Annotated in this window: 14 protein-coding genes and 1 pseudogene; 8 read left to right on the forward strand and 7 right to left on the reverse strand. The window is 71.9% G+C overall.

What is annotated here, in order from left to right; genetic code table 11:
- Positions 1–124: 124 nt before the first annotated feature.
- Complete coding sequence (locus ACFWBT_RS00830) at positions 125–1189, reverse strand: NAD(+)/NADH kinase (RefSeq protein ID WP_385694144.1); 1065 nt, start codon at positions 1187–1189, stop codon at positions 125–127.
- A gap of 625 nt (positions 1190–1814) precedes the next feature.
- Between ACFWBT_RS00830 and ACFWBT_RS00835 the strand changes: the two genes are divergently transcribed.
- Together ACFWBT_RS00835 and ACFWBT_RS00840 are read left to right on the forward strand one after the other, a co-directional pair.
- Entirely contained in the window at positions 1815–2495 is a 681-nt protein-coding gene (locus ACFWBT_RS00835; protein WP_385694147.1) for a class I SAM-dependent DNA methyltransferase, read from the forward strand.
- A 191-nt stretch (positions 2496–2686) separates the two neighbouring features.
- Positions 2687–4309, forward strand: a complete 1623-nt coding sequence (locus ACFWBT_RS00840; RefSeq protein WP_385694326.1) for a SpoIIE family protein phosphatase — start codon at positions 2687–2689, stop codon at positions 4307–4309.
- A gap of 186 nt (positions 4310–4495) precedes the next feature.
- On the opposite strand, the gene ACFWBT_RS00845 is transcribed toward ACFWBT_RS00840, so the two are convergent.
- Complete coding sequence (locus tag ACFWBT_RS00845) at positions 4496–5731, reverse strand: DUF4241 domain-containing protein (protein ID WP_385694149.1); 1236 nt, start codon at positions 5729–5731, stop codon at positions 4496–4498.
- A gap of 203 nt (positions 5732–5934) precedes the next feature.
- On the opposite strand from ACFWBT_RS00845, the gene ACFWBT_RS00850 reads away from it, so the two are divergent.
- Positions 5935–6675 carry a class I SAM-dependent DNA methyltransferase gene (locus tag ACFWBT_RS00850; RefSeq protein WP_385694152.1) on the forward strand — a complete coding sequence of 247 codons (741 nt, stop codon included), beginning with the start codon at positions 5935–5937 and terminating at the stop codon, positions 6673–6675.
- A 58-nt stretch (positions 6676–6733) separates the two neighbouring features.
- Here ACFWBT_RS00850 and ACFWBT_RS00855 read toward each other — a convergent pair whose 3' ends face one another.
- Complete coding sequence (locus tag ACFWBT_RS00855; RefSeq protein WP_385694155.1) at positions 6734–7156, reverse strand: secondary thiamine-phosphate synthase enzyme YjbQ; 423 nt, start codon at positions 7154–7156, stop codon at positions 6734–6736.
- A 362-nt stretch (positions 7157–7518) separates the two neighbouring features.
- Here ACFWBT_RS00855 and ACFWBT_RS00860 point away from each other — a divergent pair, with 362 nt between their 5' ends.
- Positions 7519–8607 carry an NAD(P)-binding domain-containing protein gene (locus ACFWBT_RS00860; RefSeq protein WP_385694158.1) on the forward strand — a complete coding sequence of 363 codons (1089 nt, stop codon included), beginning with the start codon at positions 7519–7521 and terminating at the stop codon, positions 8605–8607.
- A gap of 196 nt (positions 8608–8803) precedes the next feature.
- On the opposite strand, the pseudogene mltG reads toward ACFWBT_RS00860, so the two are convergent.
- Positions 8804–9637: pseudogene (gene mltG / locus ACFWBT_RS00865) on the reverse strand (endolytic transglycosylase MltG); the annotation flags it as partial.
- Between the two features lie 44 nt (positions 9638–9681).
- Positions 9682–11481, reverse strand: coding sequence for an ABC transporter ATP-binding protein (locus ACFWBT_RS00870; protein ID WP_385694161.1), 1800 nt, complete (start codon positions 11479–11481; stop codon positions 9682–9684).
- A 114-nt stretch (positions 11482–11595) separates the two neighbouring features.
- On the opposite strand from ACFWBT_RS00870, the gene ACFWBT_RS00875 reads away from it, so the two are divergent.
- Both ACFWBT_RS00875 and ACFWBT_RS00880 read left to right on the forward strand, forming a co-directional pair.
- Positions 11596–12051 carry a MarR family winged helix-turn-helix transcriptional regulator gene (locus ACFWBT_RS00875; protein ID WP_385694164.1) on the forward strand — a complete coding sequence of 152 codons (456 nt, stop codon included), beginning with the start codon at positions 11596–11598 and terminating at the stop codon, positions 12049–12051.
- A gap of 114 nt (positions 12052–12165) precedes the next feature.
- On the forward strand, positions 12166–15105 hold the full coding sequence (locus tag ACFWBT_RS00880; RefSeq protein ID WP_385694167.1) for an FAD-binding and (Fe-S)-binding domain-containing protein: 2940 nt from the start codon (positions 12166–12168) through the stop codon (positions 15103–15105).
- 46 nt (positions 15106–15151) lie between these two features.
- Here ACFWBT_RS00880 and ACFWBT_RS00885 read toward each other — a convergent pair whose 3' ends face one another.
- Both ACFWBT_RS00885 and ACFWBT_RS00890 read right to left on the reverse strand, forming a co-directional pair.
- Complete coding sequence (locus tag ACFWBT_RS00885; RefSeq protein ID WP_385694170.1) at positions 15152–16795, reverse strand: peptide-N4-asparagine amidase; 1644 nt, start codon at positions 16793–16795, stop codon at positions 15152–15154.
- Positions 16796–16883: 88 nt separating this feature from the next.
- Positions 16884–17627 carry a L,D-transpeptidase family protein gene (locus tag ACFWBT_RS00890; RefSeq protein WP_385694173.1) on the reverse strand — a complete coding sequence of 248 codons (744 nt, stop codon included), beginning with the start codon at positions 17625–17627 and terminating at the stop codon, positions 16884–16886.
- A 218-nt stretch (positions 17628–17845) separates the two neighbouring features.
- Between ACFWBT_RS00890 and ACFWBT_RS00895 the strand changes: the two genes are divergently transcribed.
- Both ACFWBT_RS00895 and ACFWBT_RS00900 read left to right on the forward strand, forming a co-directional pair.
- On the forward strand, positions 17846–19714 hold the full coding sequence (locus tag ACFWBT_RS00895) for an ABC transporter transmembrane domain-containing protein (RefSeq protein ID WP_385694176.1): 1869 nt from the start codon (positions 17846–17848) through the stop codon (positions 19712–19714).
- Positions 19711–21540 carry an ABC transporter ATP-binding protein gene (locus ACFWBT_RS00900; protein WP_385694179.1) on the forward strand — a complete coding sequence of 610 codons (1830 nt, stop codon included), beginning with the start codon at positions 19711–19713 and terminating at the stop codon, positions 21538–21540. Before ACFWBT_RS00895 ends, ACFWBT_RS00900 begins: the two co-directional genes overlap by 4 nt.
- The last annotated feature ends 181 nt before the right edge of the window (positions 21541–21721 follow it).

A 21721-nucleotide genomic window follows, 5' to 3' on the forward strand; every position in this document is an offset into this window, starting at 1 on the left:
GTCGAACGGGACGCTCCTGGATCGACAGTTTCTCCCGGAATCCCCGGAATCCCCGGCGACCGCGCCCGGCGTCGGCAGCCTGGCGCGAACGGCGCCGGCCCGCGGGGGGTGCGGCCCGGCACCGTCAGCGAGCCGCCGAAGGAGGAGGCAGGCGCAGCTCGGCGAGGTCCGGGGGGATCGGGGAGTCGGGGCGGAAGAAGGGGGCGGGCTCGCCGTCGGCCGCCGTGGCGGGAGCGTCGGTGAGGCGGAAGCGGTCGCGCAGCCGGCCGTAGAAGTCGGTGGGCCCCAGCCGGATGAGGCACACCCGCTGCGGAGCCCGGAAGACACCGATCCAGTCTCCGGGGTCGAGTACGCCGCGCAGTTGGCCGTCGATGCTGACGGCGGCCTGGCCGGAGTGGGGCAGCACGCGCAGGGCGACGGGCTCGTCCGGTGCGGCGACCACGCTGCGGTTGAAGGTCATGTGCGGCGCGATCGGCGTGAAGACGACGGCGTCCATGTGCGGGGAGAGCACGGGGCCGCCGGCGGCGAAGCTGTAGGCGGTCGATCCGGTGGGGGTGGCGACCGCGAAGGCGTCGGCCGAGTAGGAGGCGAGCAGTTGTCCGGCGAGGTAGACGCCGACGCTGACCTGGCGGTCCCGGGCCAGCTTCTCCAGGACCACGTCGTTCAGAGCCGTGACGTCCAGGGCCACCCCCCAGCCGTCCCCCTCCGTCGTCTCGGCTCTGACCTGCGGCGGCGGCAGCCCGGCACCCCGTCCGTACTGGAGCAGGGCCTCCATGCCCTCGGGGATCTCCAGGGCCCGGGAGGCGCGCATGGTCAGCGTCATGCGTTGCTCGACTGTGGCCTGTCCGTCGTGGACCGCCTGCAGCGCCCGCGTGACGTCGGCCGCCGGTACCTCGGTGAGGAACCCGACCTTGCCGAGGTCGACGCCCAGCACGCTCGCGCCGCTCTTGACGGCGATCCGGGCACCGCGCAGGAAGGTACCGTCGCCGCCGAGCGTGACGACGAGGTCCGGGTTGCCGGCCGCCTCCGCCTCCGCACGCCCACCGCGACGCCGCTGGTCCTTGGCCCAGACGTCGATCTCGGTGCACCGGATGTCTCGCGCGTCGCACCAGGCGTGTACGGCGCGGGCGACGTCGCGGGCCGCGCTCCGCCCCTGGTGGACGACCAGTCCGACGCGGTGTACGGGCACAGCAACCTCCGGGTCCACGCGAGCACGTACCGCAGGCCCGGGGCCTTCGACGGGCGGACCGTGGCGGCCCCTGCCGCGCTCGGACCCGGGACTGAACACGATCCTTCCACGAATGCGGCGTTCCGGTACGGCGAGGCGGGCCGGCCTGCCCTGGCAGGACCGGGTGGGGATACGCGCGGGCGGAGCGGTGGTCGTCGTACTCCTGGCGCGTACGTCGCGTCCGGACCCGGAGCGGACGGGCGGGGCGCACCACCGCCCTGGGCTCCAACTCCATCCAGAGGGCGGCGACTTCACCGATTCCCTGATCATGGCTGCGAGTTGCCCCGGAGGATCGCTCCGGCCACCCGTGCCGCCCGGACGGATTCCGGCCTCTTCATCATCGAACCGATGCGCCAACCTCCCTGCGGCCAGGGCGAGTTCGGGCACCGGTCATGGGGGCGCGCCCGGGCCGGGCCTCTCCCGCGGACCGAGCAGTTTCGGACACTTGGGCATCTCGCCGAACGCCGAACGACTATCGTCTCGAATTGACGTCTCCTGAGCGACCGATAAGGCTCGGAGATCCCGTCATGGCCACTTTCGTCCGCGTTATGGAATAATCCGACAGGCCCGATGAAAGGTTCCTTTCGTGATCAACAGCAATCACGGGACTGATTACGAGAGCATCCGGCTCGATCGCAGCGGCCAGGCCGAGGCTTTCGATGCCATCGGTGACCGCTACGACGAGGCCTTTCCCCACAAGGAGGGCCAAGTCGCCGCGGGTGAGTGGCTCATCGGATCGCTGCCCGCTGGAGCGCGGGTCCTGGATCTCGGCTGCGGTACGGGAGTGCCGACCGCGCGCCAGATGACGGACGCCGGGTTCGAGGTCGTGGGCGTCGACCTCTCCGGCGGCATGGTGAAGCTCGCGAGCGCATACGTCCCGGACGCGACGTTCCACCAGCTGGACCTCGCCGACCTGCGGCCGGGCGGCCCGCGCGACCTCGGCCGCTTCGACGCCGTCGCCGCCTTCTTCTCGCTGCTGATGCTGCCGCGCGCGGAGATCCCTCTCGCCCTGCGGACCGTCCGCCATCTGCTCGCTCCCGAGGGCCTGTTCGTCCTCTCGATGGTCGAGGCCGATGTGGACGACTTCTCGATCCCGTTCCTCGGGAACACGATCAGGGTCTCCGGCTACCTGCGGGAGGACCTGCACAAGGTCATCGAGGCGGCGGGCTTCGAGATCGTCAAGGAGACCTCGTACACGTACGCCCCCGCGGTGGCCGACGTCCCGCCCGAGGAACAGGTCTTCCTCTGCTGCAGAAGGTGTGACTGAGGAGGCCCGGTCCGAGCCGCGGACCGCGCCACCCACTGGACGGGACAGAACGCGTGAGCGAGCACCACACCCCCCATGAGCACACCCCGCCGCAGGGCCTCGCCGCACCTGCCGCGGTGACCGACGGCGCCGTGCCGCAGACGGACCGTCTTCGGTACCTCGATGTCGCGACGCGCCGGATCGCCCGCGGGATGGATCTGGACGAGACACTCCGGGAACTGCGGCAGGCGGCCGTGCCCGCGTTCGCGGACGCGATATTCATCCACCTCGACGATCCGCTGCCGTTGGGCACGGAGCAGTCGGCGGCACCCGTCGTCCTCCAGCTGCACAGCGCGGACCGGGCGTCCCCGCCGGCGCCGCACCTCGACGGGGCTCCGTCCGCGCCCCCGCTCCCCGAGGTCGCCGAGCGGGTCGAACCGGCCGGCAGCGGCCGGCTCGCGCAACTGCTGCGGGACGGGCGGCCCGCGTTCGGTGACGCGCCGGGCAACGCGGCCGCCGTCGCAGAACTGCTCGGAGCGGGAGCGGACCCACCGGTGAAGCCGCCCCCGGGCCACCGCCTGATCATCGCTCCGTTGCAGGGCCGCCACCACGTCATGGGCACGGTCGTCCTGCTCCGCGGGACGGACCGCCCCGTCTTCACCGGCGACGACCTGCTCGTCGCCTCGCAGCTCGCGACGCACACCGCGCTCGGGGTCCAGAAGGCCGTGATGTACGGCCACGAGGCGGCCGTGGCGGACACCCTCCAGCACACCATGCTCCCGTCGTCGCTGCCCGAGCCCACCGGCGTCCGGCTGGCCAGCCGCTACCTGCCCGCCTCGAAGACCGCCCAGGTCGGCGGCGACTGGTACGACGCGATCCCGCTCCCCGGCAACCGCGTCGCCCTGATCGTCGGCGACGTCATGGGCCACTCGATGACCTCCGCCGCGATCATGGGCCAGCTGCGCACCATCGTGCAGACCCTCGCCGGACTCGATCTGCCGCCCGACGAGGTCCTGCACCACCTCGACGAGCAGGCCCAGCGGCTGGGCAGCGACCACATCGCGACCTGCCTCTACGCGATCTACGACCCGATATCGCACCGCCTGCTGATGGCGAACGCGGGTCACCCGCCCGCGGTGCTGCTGCACGAGGACGGCCGCTCCGAGGTGCTGGCCGTCCCGCCCGGTGCTCCGATCGGCGTCGGCGGCGTCGTCTTCGAAGCGGTGGAGATGGCCGCGCCCACCGGGGCGACCCTGGTGCTGTACACCGACGGACTCGTCGAGTCCCGCGACACGGACATCGGAAGCGGTGTCGAGGCGCTACGGGTCCGGCTGCAGAGCACCGCCCGGGGGCTCGCCTCGCTGGAAGTGCTGTGCGACCACGTACTGGGCACCCTGAACCCGGGGACCCGGGACGACGACATCGCCCTGCTCACCGCCCGGTTCGAGGGCTTCCCGCCCGACAGTGTCGGGTACTGGTACCTCGCCCCGCACCCGATGACCGCGGGACAGGCGCGCCGGCTGACCCGCAGGGCCCTGCGCCGCTGGGGGCTCGAGTCGCTGATCGACCCGACGGAACTCATGGTCAGCGAGGTCGTGACGAACGCCGTGCGCTTCGCCTCGCGGCCCCTCTCGCTGCGGCTGCTGCGCACCGATGTACTGCGCTGCGAGGTGACCGACGACTCGCCCCAGGTGCCCCGGATGCGCCACGCCGACCTCGGGGACGAGGGCGGCCGCGGTCTGTTCCTGGTCAATCAACTCGCCCTGCGCTGGGGAGCGACGAGGCTCAGCAGCGGCAAGGTCGTCTGGTTCGAGCAGAAGATCCCGGCGAAGTAGCCGCACTGAGCCACCGGCAGTCGGTGGGGCCGCCTCTCCCCCGCCCGGCGTGCCAGGAACACCCAGGTCAGTGGGGTTCAAAGGGTCCAACAGGTCCACGGCGCCCAACAGGTCCACCGTGTCCACCGCGTCCACCGTGCCCACCGTGCCCACCGTGCCCACCGTGCCCACCGGGAATCCTGGCAGTCACACGGGTCGGAGATCGACGAACGACGTGATCACAGCGACCGCGACCAGTTCGCCGGTGGCGGAGCGGCCGAGCCAGACCGGCCAGGTCCCGTCGCCCCCGGTGCAGAAGGAGACCAGGTCGCCACCGGTCTCCTCGTCGGTGGCACGCAGGCAGCCGTCCGTGACGAACTCGGCGGCGCTTTCGTCGCCCTCGTCGTAGTAGCGCCGGATCTTCCCGGACAGCACCTTCCAGCCCGAGGCGTCGGCGAAACCACCGGTTGCGGCGTCGGTGCCGAAGCCGTAGGCGTGGCCGTCCAGAAGCAGCCGGGGATCTTCGCCCTCGCCGAGTCCCATCTCCCACGTGACCGCCGGATCGGCGGCGATCAGCAGACGTACCAGGGGTTCCTCCGTGACCGGGAACCGTTCGCCGTAGTAGTCGCCCTCACCCACGAGCACGGCCGCCTGCAGGGGATACTCACCGGGCGGGATGCGCTCGGTCAGCTGCCTGGAGTCGTCCCGGTCCATGGGATCCGCGACGACCAGCCGGCCGCTGGGGACCCGGAGCGTGGCGATGTGCCGAATCTCCTCGACGGTCATCTCGCCCCAGGACTCCGAGGTGAACCGGCGGCCCGGCCGAAGGAGTTCGTTCAGGGCGAGTGCCGGCCGACCCGGTCTGGGCGGCTTCCACAGGGACTGCGGTTCCGGTCCTTCGCCGCACGCGTCCTGGGCTGTGCGCGCTCCCGGCCCGGGCTCCGCGGAGACTCCCGGCATCCCGGCCGCAGGAACACCGAAATCCGACCGGGGACGCCACCGCTCCGATTCCGGCACGTCGGCACGTGTGCGGAACGAACCGCCGTGGTCACCGCGCTCCTCCAGCACCTTCGTACCCCTGCCGTCGGGAAACAGGTCCAGCGTGAGGCGCCAGGCGTCGCGTGCCCGGTCCTGCTGGTCCGGCGAGGAGTACCGCCTCTCCACGTGCCGCCGCAGAAACAGGCGGTCCGCTTCGAGCAGCCGCAGGTCCGCCTCGTGGGTCACACGCCCCACCTCGTCGTAGGTCCATTGCCCGACGTAGTGATCACCCCAGGACACGAGGTGCACCGTCAGGGGTGTGGCTCGCCCAGGTGCCCGATGGATCACCACGTACGACCGCCCGTCGCTGTCCTTCCTCCGTGCCTCCTCCATGGACAGCGGCCGGCACTCGCGACGCGCTTCGGCATCCCACGCCTGCGCGTACGAGACCTCGACTTCGGCCATGCGCCTGCCCCTCCCGTCCCCGCCCGCCTCCGCGAGACCGGACACAGGTGCCTCCCTGATCAACTCGGCAGCACCATAGCGACCAGCGCCGACAGGAGGCCGGATCGGTGCCGCGGCACATGCGGGTGACCCCGGTGGTGTTGCTCGGAGCCGGAGCGAAAACGCGTCGACAGGGCCCGTCCCACCCGCCAGAGTGGCCTCCCATGACGAGCAGCGAGCTGTGGACCCGTGCGACCGCCGACCGCTACGACGCCGAGGAGAGCGAGAACTCCTCGGCCGCCGCTCTCGGACCGGCTCTCGCCTTCCTCGCCGAACTCGCCGGAGACGGCCAGGCACTTGAGTTCGCGATCGGAACCGGACGCGTGGGCGTCCCGCTCCGGGAACGCGGCGTGCCGGTGGTGGGCATCGAACTGTCCGAGCACATGGTGGCCGTCCTGCGGCACAAGGTGGACGAGGACAGACTCCCGGTCGCCATCGGGGACATGGCCACGACCGCCGTCCCCGGCGAATTCACCTTGGTCTATCTCGTCTACAACACGATCACGAACCTGCTCACGCAGGACGAACAGGTCGAGTGCTTCCGCAACGCGGCGCGCCATCTGACGCCTGGCGGCCGGTTCGTCATCGAACTGGGTGTTCCGCCGCTGCGGTTCCTGCCTCCCGGGCAGGTCGCGGTGCCGTTCGACGTCTCCGAAGGGCACCTCGGCTTCGACACCTTCGACCTGGTCGAGCAGATCCTCGTCTCGCACCACCTCACCCGCGACGGCGACGACGGCCGCTATCGCCGCGGCGCCTCCCGGCACCGGTACGCGTGGCCGGCGGAACTCGACCTGATGGCACGGATCGCGGGGCTCGAACCGGAACGGCGCGTCGCGGACTGGGACGGGGCGCCGTTCACCCAGGACTCCGCGAAGCACATCTCCGTGTGGCGCAAGCCGGGCTGAGGGTGGCGCAAGCCCGGCTGAGGCCGGGAAGGGCCCCGCAGTCCCGGCCGCGCCCGGGCTAGCCGAGGAACGACAAGCGAACCTCACGGTGGGGGTTGTCCCGGTTCGTGTCCACGAGGCACACCGACTGCCACGTCCCCAGCTCCAGGCTCCCGTCGACCACCGGCAGGGTCGCGTGCGGCGGGACGATGGCGGGCAGGACGTGGTCACGGCCGTGACCGGGGCTGCCGTGACGGTGCTGCCAGCGGTCGTCCGCGGGAAGCAGGGAGTGCAGCGCGGCGAGGAGGTCGTCGTCGCTGCCCGCGCCCGTTTCGATGATGGCGATTCCGGCGGTGGCGTGGGGTACGAAGACGTTCAGGAGACCGTCACGGCCCGCCGCGACCTCGCGGAGGAAGGCCTCGCAGTCGCGCGTGAGGTCGACGATCGCCTCCGACGAACCGGAGGAGATGTTCAGGACGTGCGTGGTGAAGGCATCGGACATGCCTCAATCCTCTCCCATACAACGGATTCCGCACGTGATCCAGGGCGTCGCACGGAAGGATGCGGGGCGTCGCGCGGAGGGATCCAGTGCGTCGCACGGAAGGCTGCGGGGCGTCGCGCGGAGGGATCCAGTGCGTCGCACGGAAGGCTGCGGGGCGTCGCGCGGAGGGATCCGGGGCGTCGCGCGGAAGGCTGCGGGCCCCGTACATCGCACGGGTCCCGCGCGTGAAGCAGAGCCGGAGGACCCTGACCGGCGGTGACAGTGACGGCAGGGTCGGCCGGTCGCTGCCGTGGGCCCGCCGGGTGGCTCACAGTGGGGCGCCCGGCGGGAAGATCCCGGAGACCGGTCCGGTTGGTAGAAGCGTGAATGACACAGGGGTACGCGCGCGTGAGGTGGATGTCGTCGTCATCGGCGCCGGACAGGCCGGTCTGGCCGCCGCCTTCCACCTGCGGCGCACCGGCTTCGAGCCCGATCGGGACTTCGTCGTCCTCGACCACGCGCCGCGCCCCGGCGGCGCCTGGCAGTTCCGCTGGCCGTCGCTGACGTACGGCAAGGTGCACGGGATGCACGCCCTGCCCGGTAGGGAACTCACGGGCGCCGACCCGGCCCGTCCGTCCTCCGAGGTCGTCTCGGAGTACTTCGACGCCTACGAGCGCGCCTTCGACCTGCGGGTCCGCAGGCCGGTCGATGTCAGGGCCGTCCGGGAGGGCCCCGATGGACGCCTGCTCGTGGAGACCGGCGACGGTACGTGGTCGACCCGGTCTCTGATCAACGCCACGGGCACCTGGGACCGCCCGTTCTGGCCCCGCTATCCGGGCCAGGAGACCTTCCGCGGGCGGCAGTTGCACACGGCGCAGTATCCGGGCCCCGAGGAGTTCACCGGGCAGCGCGTGGTCGTCGTGGGCGGCGGCGCTTCCGGCACCCAGCATCTGATGGAGATCGCCTCCCACGCCGCCACGACCACCTGGGTCACGCGGAGCGCCCCGGTCTTCCGCGAGGGCCCCTTCACCGAGGAGTTCGGCCGGGCCGCCGTCGCGCTCGTCGAGGAGCGGGTCCGCCAGGGACTTCCGCCCCGGAGCGTCGTCTCGGTCACCGGGCTGCCGCTGAACGACGCGATCCGACAGGCGCTGGCCGACGGCGTGCTGGAGCGGCGGCCGATGTTCGACCGGATCACCCCGGACGGCGTGGTGTGGGCGGACGGGCGGCGCGTGGACGCCGACGTGATCCTGTGGGCGACCGGTTTCCGGGCCGCCATCGACCATCTGGCGCCGCTGCGGCTGCGCGAGCGGGGTGGTGGCATCCGCGTCGAGGGGACACGTGTGGTCGCCGATCCGCGGATCCACCTGGTGGGCTACGGACCGTCGGCGAGCACCATCGGCGCCAACCGGGCCGGACGGGCCGCCGTACGGGACATCAGGCGGCTGCTGGCGGGCGCGCCGGTCGCCGCGTGATGCCCCCACGCGGTGCTCAACGCGCGGGAGAGGCCGCGGTGGGAACCACGGTGGGAGCGGCTGCGGTGGAAGCGGACGCCGTGGGAGCGGCAGCGGTGGAAGCGGACGCCGTGGGAGCGGACGCCGTGGGAGCGGCAGCCGTGGAAGCGGACGCCGTGGGAGCGGCAGCCGTGGAAGCGGACGCCGTGGAAGCGGGCGCCGTGGGGGACGCGCTCCGGTGGTTCCGGTTGAACTCGGCGACGTTGCGCTGGTGCTCCTCGTAGCTGGCCGTGAAGCGCGTGTCGCCCGGTTTGACGGTGACGAAGTACAGCCAGTCGCCCGGGGGTGGGCTGATCGCGACACGCATCGCGTCCTCGCCGGGGTTGGCGATCGGTGTGGGCGGCAGGCCCATGCGCCGGTACGAGTTGTAGGGGCTGTTGATCCTCGTGTCGGCCTGGCTGGTGCTCAGGGTGGAGCGGTTCAGCGCGTAGTTGATGGTGGAGTCCATCTGCAACGGCATACCGCGCTCCAGGCGGTTGAAGACGACCCGGGCCACCTTGCCCATGTCCGCCTTGGTCGCCGCCTCGGCCTGAACGATGCTCGCGATGGTGACCGCCTGATAGACGTTCATCGCGTTGCGCTGCGCGCCCGCCGCGATCGGCGCTCCGTTGAACTTCTTGTTCGCGGTGCCGACCATGAACGTCAGGAGCGACTCCGGGGTCGTCTTCTCGCCGAGCGGATACGTCGCCGGGAAGAGATAGCCCTCGGGGTTGCCCCGGGCGTCGTTCGGCAGCTTGAGGGCGGCTTTGGCGAGGGACTTCTTGGTGGTGCCCGCGGGCACCCGGAGGGCCTTGTCGACGGCCGCGTAGACCTGGCCGGAGCGCCAGCCCTCCGGAATGACGAGCGACGTCGGGGGCGCGTCCTCGTTTCCCATGCTCAGCAGCGGCACCGCCACGGCGGTGGCCGCCACGACGGCTCCGGTCGCGATGAGGGCGACCCGGCCCCGGCGCGTCAGTCGAATCGTGCTCGGTGGCGGAGTGTTCGTCTGCATAACGGGCACGGTAACCCGCTAAAGCATACAAACCCGACATATCGTCATCTTGTCGGCTCCAGTTGGGCGTCCCGGTGCACCAGGGCGGCGTAGCGCCCCTCCTGCGCCAGCAGTTCCTCGTGCGTGCCGCGCTCGACCGCGCGGCCCGAGTCGAGGACCACGATCTGGTCGGCGCCCCGGATCGTGGACAGCCGGTGCGCGATGGTGAGCGTGGTGCGGTTGGCCGACAAGGCGTCGATGGCTTCCTGGACGGCGTGCTCCGTACGGGTGTCCAGGGCACTGGTCGCCTCGTCGAGGATGAGCACGGGCGGGTCGCGCAGGATCGTGCGGGCGATGGCGAGGCGCTGCTTCTCGCCGCCGGAGAACCGGTGGCCGCGCTCGCCCACGACCGTGTCGTACCCGTCGGACAGCGAGGTGATGTGGTCGTGGATCTGGGCCGCCCGCGCCGCCGCGTGCAGCTCCTCCTCGGTGGCGTCCGGCTTGGCGAAGCGCAGGTTCTCGGCGACCGAGGCGTGGAAGAGGTACGTCTCCTGGGAGACGACGCCGACCGCGCGCGCGAGGGTGTCGAAGTCGAGGTCGCGGACGTCGACCCCGTCGAGGGTCACGCGCCCGCCCGTGACGTCGTACAGCCGCGGCACCAGATAGCTGAGGGTGGACTTGCCGGAGCCGGTCGGTCCGACGACGGCGAGGCTGCCGCCGGCCGGGACGGTGATGTCGATGCCGTCGAGGATCGGGGCACCCTTGTCGTCGTAGCGGAACTCGACGTCCTCGAAGCGGATCTCGCCCTTGACCTGGTCGAGGTGGACGGGGCTGTCGGGTTCGGTGATGTCGATGGGCAGGTCGAGGTACTCGAAGATGCGCTGGAACAGCGCGAGCGAGGTCTGGATCTGCACACCCGTGGACAGCAGGCTGACCGTCGGCCGGAACAGTCCCTGCTGGAGCGAGACGAAGGCGACGAGCGTGCCGATCGAGATCGAGGGGCCGCCGAGCTGGAGGGCGACGCCCGCGGTCCAGTAGATGACGGCGGGCATGGCGGCCATGACGATGCCGATGACGGACATGCGCCAGCGCCCCGCCATGTTCGACCTCACCTCGAGGTCGACGAGGCCCTCGGACTCCTCCGCGAAGGATTTCGTGAGCGAGTCGGCCCGGCCCATGGTGCGCCCGAGCAGGATGCCGCTGACGGAGAGCGATTCGGTGACGGTGGCGGCCATCGCCGCCATCTGCTTCTGGCGCTGCGTGGTGATCTTCCTGCGTTCGTTGCCGACCCGGCGGCTGATCCACACGAACACCGGCAGCAGGAGCAGGGAGACGACGGTCAGGCGCCAGTCCAGGGCGATCATCGCGACGATCGTGGCGACCACACTGGTGAGGTTGGAGACCAGCGAGGTGGCGGTGGAGGTGACGGTCGCCTGCATGCCGCCGATGTCGTTGGCGATGCGCGACTGGACCTCGCCCGTGCGCGTCCTGGTGAAGAAGGCCAGCGACATGCGCTGGAGGCGACCGTAGACCGCTGTGCGCAGATCGTGCATCACGCGCTGGCCGACGGTCGTGGAGATCAGGGTCTGCAGGACGCCGAAGACACCGCTCAGGACGGCGCTCAGGATCATGCCGAGCGCCAGCAGGGTCAGCAGACCCGTGCGGCCCTGGGGGATCGCGGTGTCCAGGATCGCCTTCAGCAGGAAGGGCGTGGCGACGGACACGAGGGACGCGGCGCCCACCAGCAGGCCGACGATCGCGAGGCGGCCGCGGTAGGGCCGGAAGAGACTGAGGATGCGGCGCACCTGCCGTGGCTGTTCCTTGTCGACAGGTGGCGGGCTCCAGGCTGACTGGTCGGGACGCAATGGACTCCTAGGGAAATGGGACGACCGGGACATCAGTGAGGTTCCGACGACTGACGGAGCCTAGCTCATTGTTACCTATACTCACAATGAACGGCATCCTGATATTGTTCCCGCATGACCACCCCCGATGCCGACGGTCTGCTCGCCGAGCAGTTGCTGCGCCTGACGCGCCGCGTGCACCGCATCCAGAAGCGCCATCTGGAGCAGCGCGAGCTGGGCATCACACCCGCCCAGTCACGCCTGCTGCGCACCCTCGCGCACTACAGCTCACCACCCCGCATGGCCGATCTCGCCGAGCGCCTCGAAGTGGTGCCGCGCGCCGTGACCACGCTGGTCGACGGCCTGGAGGCGAGCGGCAGGGTGCGCCGGGCGCCCGACCCCACCAACCGCCGGGTGATCCGTATCGAGGTCACGGACGAGGGACGCGAGGCACTGCGCGGACTGCGCGCCGCGCGCCGCGGCGCCGCGGAGGAGATCCTGGCTCCATTGACGGACGAGCAGCGCGAGGTGCTCGGCGGGCTGCTGGACACCTTGGTGGACGGCATGCCGAGGGCGGAACACCGTTGCTGAGACGGTTCAGGACGGAACACCGCCGCTGAGGCCGACCGGGGGCGGAACACCGCCGCCGGACCGGTCGAGCACGGGAGCGCGCCGCTCGATGAGCCCGAGAGGGAAGGGTGCGCGATGCCTCTGCTGGAGCCCGACCCCGACGCACTGCGCCCCGACGGACACCGCGAGGCCCCGGCCGCCGACCGGGTCCCCGAGGACCGGGCCGGGGGCACCCCCGAGCCACTGCGCGGTGACCTGATCGCACTGCTCGGCGCCGACAAGGTGCTGACCAGGATCTCCGACCTCGTGCGCTACGCCTCCGACGCCAGCCCCTACCGTTTCGTGCCGCGGGTCGTCGTGGTCCCCGAGGACATCGACGACGTCTCGGCCGTGCTCTCGTACGCGCACGGCAAGGGCCGCGAGGTGGTGTTCCGCGCGGCGGGGACCTCGCTCAACGGCCAGGCGCAGGGCGAGGACATCCTCGTCGACGTACGTCGGCACTGGACGGGCGTCGAGGTCCTGGACGGCGGAGCGCGGGCCCGTATCGCCCCGGGCACGACCGTCGCGCGCGCCAACGCCGCGCTCGCCCGGCACGGGCGCGTGCTCGGTCCCGATCCGGCCAGCGCGATCGCCTGCACGGTCGGCGGCGTGGTCGCGAACAACGCCTCCGGCATGACGGCGGGCACCACCCGCAACTCGTACCGCACGCTCGCGTCGCTCACCTTCGTCCTGCCCACCGGCACGGTCGTGGACACGGCGGAGCCGGACGCCGACGACCGGCTCGCGCATGCCGAACCGGTCCTGTGCGCCGGGCTCATGGAGCTCAAGGCGGAGATCGAGTCCGACGCCGGACTCGTCGCCCGCATCCGCGCCAAGTACGCGATCAAGAACACCAACGGCTACCGCCTGGACGCCTTCCTCGACGGCTCGACGCCCGTCGAGATCCTGCGCGGCTTGATGGTCGGCTCGGAGGGCACCTTCGGCTTCATCTCGGAGGTCGTCTTCGACACGCTGCCGCTGGAACGACGGGTCTCCGCCGCGCTGCTCTTCTTCGGCTCGCTGCCGGCCGCGGCCGCCGCCGTGCCCCTGTTCACCGCCGCGGGCGCCTCGGCCGTCGAGCTGATGGACGGCAACACGCTGCGCGCCTCGGTGAGCGTCGAGGGCGTGCCCGGGGACTGGGCGGCTCTCCCCGGCCCGACGACCGCGCTGCTCGTCGAGTTCCGCGCTCCGGACGAGGCCACGCAGGACGCGTACGAGGCAAGGGGCCGCGCGCTGCTGGAGGGGCTCCCCCTGGTGTCCCCCGTGCCCTCGGTGGCGAACTCCTTCACCCGCGACCAGCGGATCGTCGCCGGCTACTGGAAGGCCCGCAAGGCGTTCGTCACGGCGGTCGGCGGTGCCCGTCCCTCCGGCACGACGTTGATCACGGAGGACTTCGCGGTGCCCCCCGAGCGGCTGGCCGAGGCCTGCGAGGCGCTGCTGGAACTCCAGACCCGGCACGGCTTCGACGCCGCCGTCGCGGGCCACGCCGCCCACGGCAATCTGCATTTCCTGCTGGCCTTCGACGCGTCCGAGCCGGCCGATGTGGAGCGCTACGCAGCCTTCATGGACGAGTTCTGCCGGCTCACCGTCGAGCGCTTCGACGGATCGCTGAAGGCCGAGCACGCCACCGGACGCAATATCGCGCCCTTCCTGGAGCTCGAATGGGGTGCCGGGGCTACGGAGTTGATGTGGCGCACGAAACGGCTGATCGATCCCGACGGAGTGCTCGCGCCGCGCGTCGTGCTCGACCGTGATCCGCGGGCGCACGTGCGGGGCCTGAAGACGATCCCGCGGGTCGAGGCCATCGCCGACCCGTGCATCGAGTGCGGCTTCTGCGAACCGACCTGCCCCAGCCAGGACCTGACGACCACGCCGCGCCAACGGATCGTGCTGCGCCGCGAGATGATGCGCCAGCCCGGCAACTCCGCCGTCGAGGAAGGCCTCCTGGAGGCGTACGGCTACGACGCCGTGGACACCTGCGCGGGCGACTCGACCTGCAAGCTCGCCTGCCCTGTCGGCATCGACACCGGTGCCCTGATGAAGGAGTTCCGGCACGCCAGGCACTCGCCGCGCGAGGAGAAGACGGCCGCGCTGGCCGCGCGGCACTTCCGCGCCCTCGAAGCCTCGGCCCGGCTGGCCGTCGCCGCGGCGGACCGGATCGGCAGCCGGCGGATCACCTCCATGACGCGCGCGGCGCGCAGGGTCGTACGCCCGGACCTCGTGCCCGAATGGCTGCCGCGGATGCCGGGAGCCGCCACCTCCGCCATGCCGGCCACCGCTCGCGTGGGGGCCGTCGCCGTCTACTACCCGGCCTGTGTCAACCGCATCTTCGCCGGCCCCGGAGACGTGTCGCTCGCGCGGGCCGTCGTCGCGGTCTCCGAGCGAGCGGGAAAGCCGGTCTGGATCCCTGACGACGTGAAGGGCACGTGCTGCGCGACGATCTGGCACTCCAAGGGGTACGACGCGGGCAACGCCGTGATGGCCAACCGCGTCGTCGAGGCCGCCTGGGGCTGGACCGCCGGCGGCAGACTGCCGCTCGTCGTGGACGCCTCGTCCTGCACGCTCGGCATCGCGCGGGAGGTCGTTCCGTATCTGACCGCCGACAACCGGGAGTTGCACGCCGGGCTGACGGTCGTCGACTCGCTGGTGTGGGCCGCCGAGGAGCTCCTCCCCCACCTCACCGTGCACCGCGTCCTCGGCTCCGCGGTGCTCCACCCGACCTGCTCCATGCGGCACTTGGGCGACGAGGCACAGCTGCGTGCGGTGGCCGAGGCGTGCGCCGACGAGGTGGTGGTGCCCGACGACGCCGGGTGCTGCGCCTTCGCGGGCGACCGCGGCATGCTCCACCGGGAACTCACCGAGTCGGCCACCCGCGAGGAGGCGGCGTTCGTGACCTCCCGCGACTTCGACGCGCATCTGTCGGCGAACCGTATGTGCGAGGTGGGCATGGATCACGTGACGGGCCGCGGCTACTACTCCGCCCTGCTGGCGCTGGAGCACGCGACCCGTCCCGCGGCCAAGGGCCGGCCCGGGTGACCCGGGCCGGCGGGCCCCGGGGAACCGCGGCCCGTCGGCGCCCGGCTCAGCAGCCGGTGCGATCCTCCGTCAGCACCCCCTGCACGGTGCCGAGGGAGCGGTCGTAGCAGCCCGCCGAGCCGTACAGGCGATAGCGCTCGCTCGTCGTGGCGACCGCGTGGCGCTGGTCGCGCGGCACGTTCGCCGTGTACGTCGCGTCGCCCGTGTAGGTGTCCTCGAACCGTGACCACGCGGTGCGCCGGCCGGCCGTCGCCTCGGCCACGGCGGCCCGGTCGCCGAGTGTCAGCACGGTCCGCAGCCGGTCGTCCGCGCCGAGGGTCGTCGTGCCGTCCATCGTGTACGTGCGCCGGGTGTACGTCGTCACGGCGGGGCCGCGCCCGTCGACGGTGACCCTCTCGTCGTCGGTCCACCTCGCCTTCAGGCCGTCCGTGGTCTCGCCGTCGGTCCAGCGGTGCGCGGAGGTGTGCGCGAGGGTCCGGCTGACGGTGGTCCGCACCCTGCCGTGCGAGGTGTCGAGGTATCCGGCGACCGTCAGACGGTGCCCTCCCTCGGTGTCGAGCCGACTCTCCGAACCGGGCTTGTACGTCGAAGAGTTGGCGAGGTCGCCCGCCTCGGCCCGGGTGAGGGCACCGCCCACGTGGGCGCGCCGCGCGTCCTGCCAGACGAGCACGTTGACCGGCACGCTCCAGCCGGACTGCCCCTCGGGGACGCCCACGACCGAGACGTCGATCCGGTGCGGACGCCCGTCGTTGAGCAGACCGGCGAACGGGGTCAGGTCGTACTCGACGGGCTTGACGTCGAACGCGCGGGGCCCCGGAATCACGTACCAGAGGAAGGGGTTGGACCAGCCGCCGGTCCACACCGTGGGGAACGGCTCGGCGATTCCGGCGAGTTGGCCGTCGACACTGATCTGCACCTCGCGATAGGGGCCGTTGTCCGCCTTGCAGGAGTACGGGGCCTCGTCCGGGACCGTGAGATACCAGTACTCCTCGCAGCCGCCACCGGACCCGGTCGCGTACACCTCGGCGATCACGCGCTCGCTGTTGCGCGGGGTGGTCAGGGTGCCGTCCTGGAGGGTCAGGACACGGTCGGGGGTCGCGGCGGGCCTGCCCGCGTAGAACGTCAGCGTGGCCCTGACGTCGAGGACGCCCGTGTACGTGTCGTCGACGACGTTCCCGATGAGCATCTCGACGTCGCGGCTCCGCCGGAACGTGTCGCTGTAGCGCGTCACGTCCTTCTCGACGGACCACGCGATCCCGTCGGGCGACGGCTCCGGGGTGGAGGTACGGAGGATCTCCACCCCGCCGACGTGCAGATACCCGAGGCGGTCGAACTGGCGCCCCTTGACCTTGCCTTCGAGCCGGAGCACCACCTTGCTCCAGCGGTCGCCGCAGCCCTTCGGCGGGGTGTATGTGCCCGTGTAGGGCGTGAAGTCACGGAACTGCGCCTCGACGAGGGGCACTTCACAGGGGGTACCGGCGGGCCTGCCGACGGGCGGGGAAGCGGTGACGGGGTCGTGCCAGTCGCTGCCGAACTCGGCGGGCACGTCGACGGATCGAGCGACGGCGGGTGCGCCGGACGCATGAGCCGCGACGGACGTGGGGGCCGCCGGGGCCGGGCCCGCCCCGAGAAGGGTGCCCGCCACGAGGATCACTCCGGCGAGCATGGACATGATGACCGGTCTACTCATGTGCGGTGTTCTACGGGGCGGTTGGGCTGTCCGCAATGGTGCCCCGGCGCGCTGGAACGGCGAATCGGCGGCGCCCCGGAGCGATGGGTCAGGCCTTCAGGTCCGCCTTGTCCCCCATCACGATGACCGGATGCTGATCCGGGTCGAGGGTGCGCAGCAGGTACTCCATGCCCGGCTTGGACAGACTCACGCACGCCGACGTGCCGCTGCCGTGGTCCATGTGCAGCCAGATGCCGCCGCCCTTCTCATCGCCCCACGGGCGGGTCGGGTCGTCCGGCGGATTGCCCTTGAGGCGGTTGTAGTCGATGGCGATGACGTAGTCGAAGTCGTGCCAGTGCGACTTCGCCCAGTAGTGCGGTGCCTGGAAGCCCTCCGACTGCGTGTACGGGAGCCGGGCGCCCGGGTCGTCGAGCACACCACCGGCGTCGCTGAGCGTGAACACGCCGACCGGGCTGCGCTTGTCGTCCTCGTGATGGTCGGTGGTCCAGCCCTTCTTCCCGTTGTGCGCGGCCCAGCTGCGGGTCTTCTTCCAGGTCGTGCCCGACTTCGTGTACAGCACCACGGTGGACTTCGCGGAATCCCTGCCCTCGCCGTAGACCGCGAGGACCTGCCGGGACTCGGACGGGATCTTCCGCTGGAGCTTGTCACCCACATCGGGGATGCGCTTCGGATCGACCGCGGGCGCGTTCGTACGGGCCGCCGCGCCACCCGATCCCGCGCGCCCCTTCGTCCCGCTCCCGCCCGCCGAGCCACCGCAGGCCGACAGAGTGACCGCGACGACCCCGCAGACCACTGCCGCGAGCCCCGTACGCATCGCACCGTTCTTTCGCATGCCGCCCATCCTCGCACCACGTCTCGGACGAATCGCCCTCTCCCCCCGTCCCGGCCGACCGGGGCCGGTGGGGCCAATTCCTTCCCCTTGCCCGGAAAATCGTTTGCTACCGACCACGTTGCGACGCGAACCTTTCACGGTTTGCTACCGGCCCCCACGGCCGGAAGGTTGCCGAGATCCGCGGCTCCCTCCACCCCCTGACGAGCCACTGGGATGTCATGCAGATCCAAGACCTTCCGTATCCCGACCCGGGTGTGCCGGACACGCGCTCAGGTCCCCGCTTCCTGTGGTGGCTCGGTCGGAACCAGCTCGGCGGTCAGCTCAAGGCCCTCGCCTGGGGCCTGCTGCACTTCGTGGCCGTCTCCGTACTGCCGTTCTGTGTCGGTCTGGCCGTCCAGTCCGTCATCGACCACTCCGGCACCCGGCTCGCCCTGACCGGCGCTCTGATGGTGCTGTGCGGCGCGTGCATCGCCCTGGGCGAAGCCATGCTGCACCGCGCGGCGGTCACCAACTGGATCACCGCGGCGGCGCGCGTCCAGCAACTGCTGGCCCGCAGAACCGCGCAGTTGGGCTCCGCGCTGACGCGGCGCGTGGCGGCGGGCGAGGTGGTGGCGGTCTCCACCGGCGACGTCGAGAGGATCGGCTGGTTCGTGGAGGGCATGTCGCGGTTCACGGCGGCGGCCGTGACCGTGGTGCTGGTCTGCGTCGGCCTGGTCGTCTATCAGCCGGCGCTCGGCGTGATCGTCGCCGTGGGCGTACCCGTGCTGGCGGTCGCCGTGCTTCCGCTGCTGCCCCGCGCCACCCGGCGCGCCGACTTCCAGCGGGAGAAGGCGGGCCGCGCCACCGAGCTGGCCTCCGACACCGTCGCCGGCCTGCGGGTGCTGCGCGGCATCGGCGGCGAGGAACTCTTCCTCGACCGCTACCGCCGCGCCTCCCAGGAGGTCCGCCGGGCCGCCGTGCGCAGCGCCCGCATGTGGTCGCTGATCTCGGCGATCCAGGTGCTGCTGCCCGGTCTGCTGATGATCGCCGTCGTCTGGCGTGGTGTGCAGCTGGCCCGCGACGGCCGGATCACGGTCGGCGAACTGGTCACCGTCTACAGCGCCGTAATGCTCCTTACGTACCCTTTGCGACATTTCGAAGAGATTGCCATGGCCTATTCGTTCTCGCGTCCGTCGGCCCGGCGGACCGCCCGGGTCCTGTCCCTGGAACGGGCCATGGACAGCGACGGCTCGCGCGCCGCTGAAGTCCCGTCCGGCGATCTGTACGACCCCGTGACCGGGCTGCTCGCTCCCGCGGGGCGGTTGACCGCCGTGGTGTGCGGCGACCCGGACGCGGCGGGGCTGCTGGCCGAGCGGCTGGGCGGCCATGCCTCCGAGCGGGGCGCCGAGGTGCTCGTCGGGGGCGTGCCGCGGAACAGCTCGGTGGTGCTCGGGGGCGTACCGCTGGACGACCTGCCCCTGGACTCCGCCCGCACCGCGGTCCTCGTCCAGGACAAGGACCCGGTGCTGCTGTCCGGCTCACTGCGCGAGCTGCTCGACGTACCCGCGTCGGGTCTCGTGAGCGCCGCCGCGGCGCTGGCCGCCGCCCAGTGCGGCGACGTGCTGGACGCGCTCGCGCAGGGCTCGCTGGACGCCGGGGACCCGATGGACGCCCGCATCACCGAACGCGGGCGCTCCCTGTCCGGCGGCCAGCGTCAGCGGCTCGCGCTGGCCCGGTCGCTGATCACGGACCCGGAGGTGCTCGTCCTGGACGAGCCGACGTCCGCGGTCGACTCCCACACCGAGGCCCGGATCGCCGATGGGGTGCGCGCGCTGCGCGCCGGGCGCACCACCGTGGTCCTCACCTCCTCACCGCTGCTCCTGGACCAGGCAGACCGAGTCGTCCTGGTCCACGACGGCGAGGTCGTCGCGGTCGGCGTGCACCGCGATCTGGTGCGCGACGAGCCGCGCTACCGGGCCGTGGTGACCCGCGAGACCGATGAGGAGGCCGCCGCCGAGGCAGCGGCACAGGCCGCTCTCGGCGGCGTGACCGTGGACGACGAGGCCGTTCTGGACGGCGTACTGGAAGAAATCGAGGAGACCGCATGATCGGCGTGGCGCCACCGGCGTACGACCCGGCCGCCCCGACGACGGCGAACACGCTGCCCGTCGGCGCGCCCGCGACCGTACGCGCCTACGTGACCGAACTGTTCCAACGGCACCGCAGGGCCTTCCTGCTCCTGGTCGCCGTCAACACCGTGGCCGTCGTGGCCTCGATGGCCGGGCCCTATCTGCTGGGCTCGGTGGTCGAACGGGTCTCGGACCACGCGCGCGACCTCCATCTGGAGGCCACCGCCGCCCTGTTCGTCGTCGCGCTGGTCATCCAGGCCGTGTTCGTCCGGCAGGTGCGGCTGCGCGGCGCCATGCTCGGCGAGCGCATGCTGGCCGATCTGCGCGAGGACTTCCTCGTGCGGTCGGTCGGGCTGCCGCCCGGCGTCCTGGAGCGGGCCGGGACGGGCGACCTGCTGTCCCGCATCACCACCGACATCGACCGGCTCGCCAACGCCATGCGCGAGGCCGTGCCGCAACTGGCCATCGGTGTGGTGTGGGCGGCGCTGCTGCTCGCCGGGCTCACCGTGACCGCCCCGGCGCTCGCCCCCGCCGTGCTGGTCGCCGTGCCGCTGCTGGTGGTGGGGTGCCGCTGGTACTTCAAGCGCGCGCCGTCCGCCTATCGCTCGGAGGCCGCTGGCTACGCCGCCGTCGCCGCCGTCCTCGCCGAGACGGTCGACGCCGGCCGCACCGTCGAGTCGCACCGCCTGGGCAGGCGCCGCATCGAGCTGTCGGACCGCCGGGTCCAGGAGTGGACGGCATGGGAGCGTTACACGCTCTGGCTGCGGTCGGTCCTCTTCCCGGTCGTCAACATCACGCATGTGACGGTGCTCTGCTCGGTCCTGATGATCGGCGGGTTCCTCGCCCTCCAGGGCTGGATCGGGGTGGGCCAGCTGACGACGGGCGCGCTGATCGCGCAGATGCTCGTCGACCCGGTGGGACTGATCCTGCGCTGGTACGACGAGCTGCAGGTCGCCCAGGTCTCGCTGGCCCGGCTGGTCGGTGTCCGGGACATCGAGCCGGCCGCCGGCGATCCGGCGGTGGCGCCGGAGGGACGCGACGTCCACGCGGACCGGGTGCACTTCGGCTACCGCGAGGGCGTGGACGTCCTGCGCGAGGTCTCCCTGGCGGTCGCGCCCGGCACCCGGCTCGCCCTGGTCGGCCCGTCCGGCGCGGGCAAGTCCACGCTGGGCAGGCTGCTCGCCGGGATCTACGCGCCCCGGGACGGCCGGATCACGCTCGGCGGCGCCGAACTGTCCCGGATGCCCGCCGAGAAGGTCCGCTCGCACGTGGCCCTGGTCAACCAGGAACACCACGTCTTCGTGGGCTCCCTGCGCGACAACCTGCTGCTCGCCGTCCCGTACGCCCGGCACGGCACGGACCAGGAGGCGCCGGCCGAGGCTCCGGCCGACGCGTTCGACGCCCGGTTGTGGGCGGCTCTCGGAGCGGTCGACGCGGACGGCTGGGCGCGGGCGCTGGACGACGGTCTGGACACCGAGGTCGGCTCGGGCGGGTTCGCGCTCACTCCGGCCCAGGCCCAGCAGATCGCACTGGCCCGGCTGGTGCTGGCCGACCCGCACACCCTGGTCCTGGACGAGGCGACCTCGCTCCTGGACCCGCGGGCGGCCCGCCATCTGGAACGCTCGCTGGCCCGGGTCCTCGACGGCCGCACCGTCGTCGCCATCGCCCACCGCCTCCACACCGCCCATGACGCGGACGTCATCGCCGTCGTCGAGAACGGCCGCATCAGCGAACTCGGCAGCCACGAGCAACTGGTCGCGGCGGACGGCGCGTACGCGGCGCTGTGGAGGTCCTGGCACGGGTGAGCGGAGAGCTCCGGCCGGACCGTACCCGGCCCGCTGCCGGACCGTGCCCGGCCCGGCGGCCGACGTGCCGGTCCGCTCCCGCCCGCACGGTGGACCGGACCGGCGCGGACCCGCCCGCCGGGTGTCCCGCGCCGCTCTCGTCCCGCCGCTCAGCGGAGTGGGCCGATGCGGACCGGGCCCG

The organism is Streptomyces sp. NPDC060027 (genome assembly GCF_042737005.1).
Classification (GTDB): Bacteria; Actinomycetota; Actinomycetes; order Streptomycetales; family Streptomycetaceae; genus Streptomyces.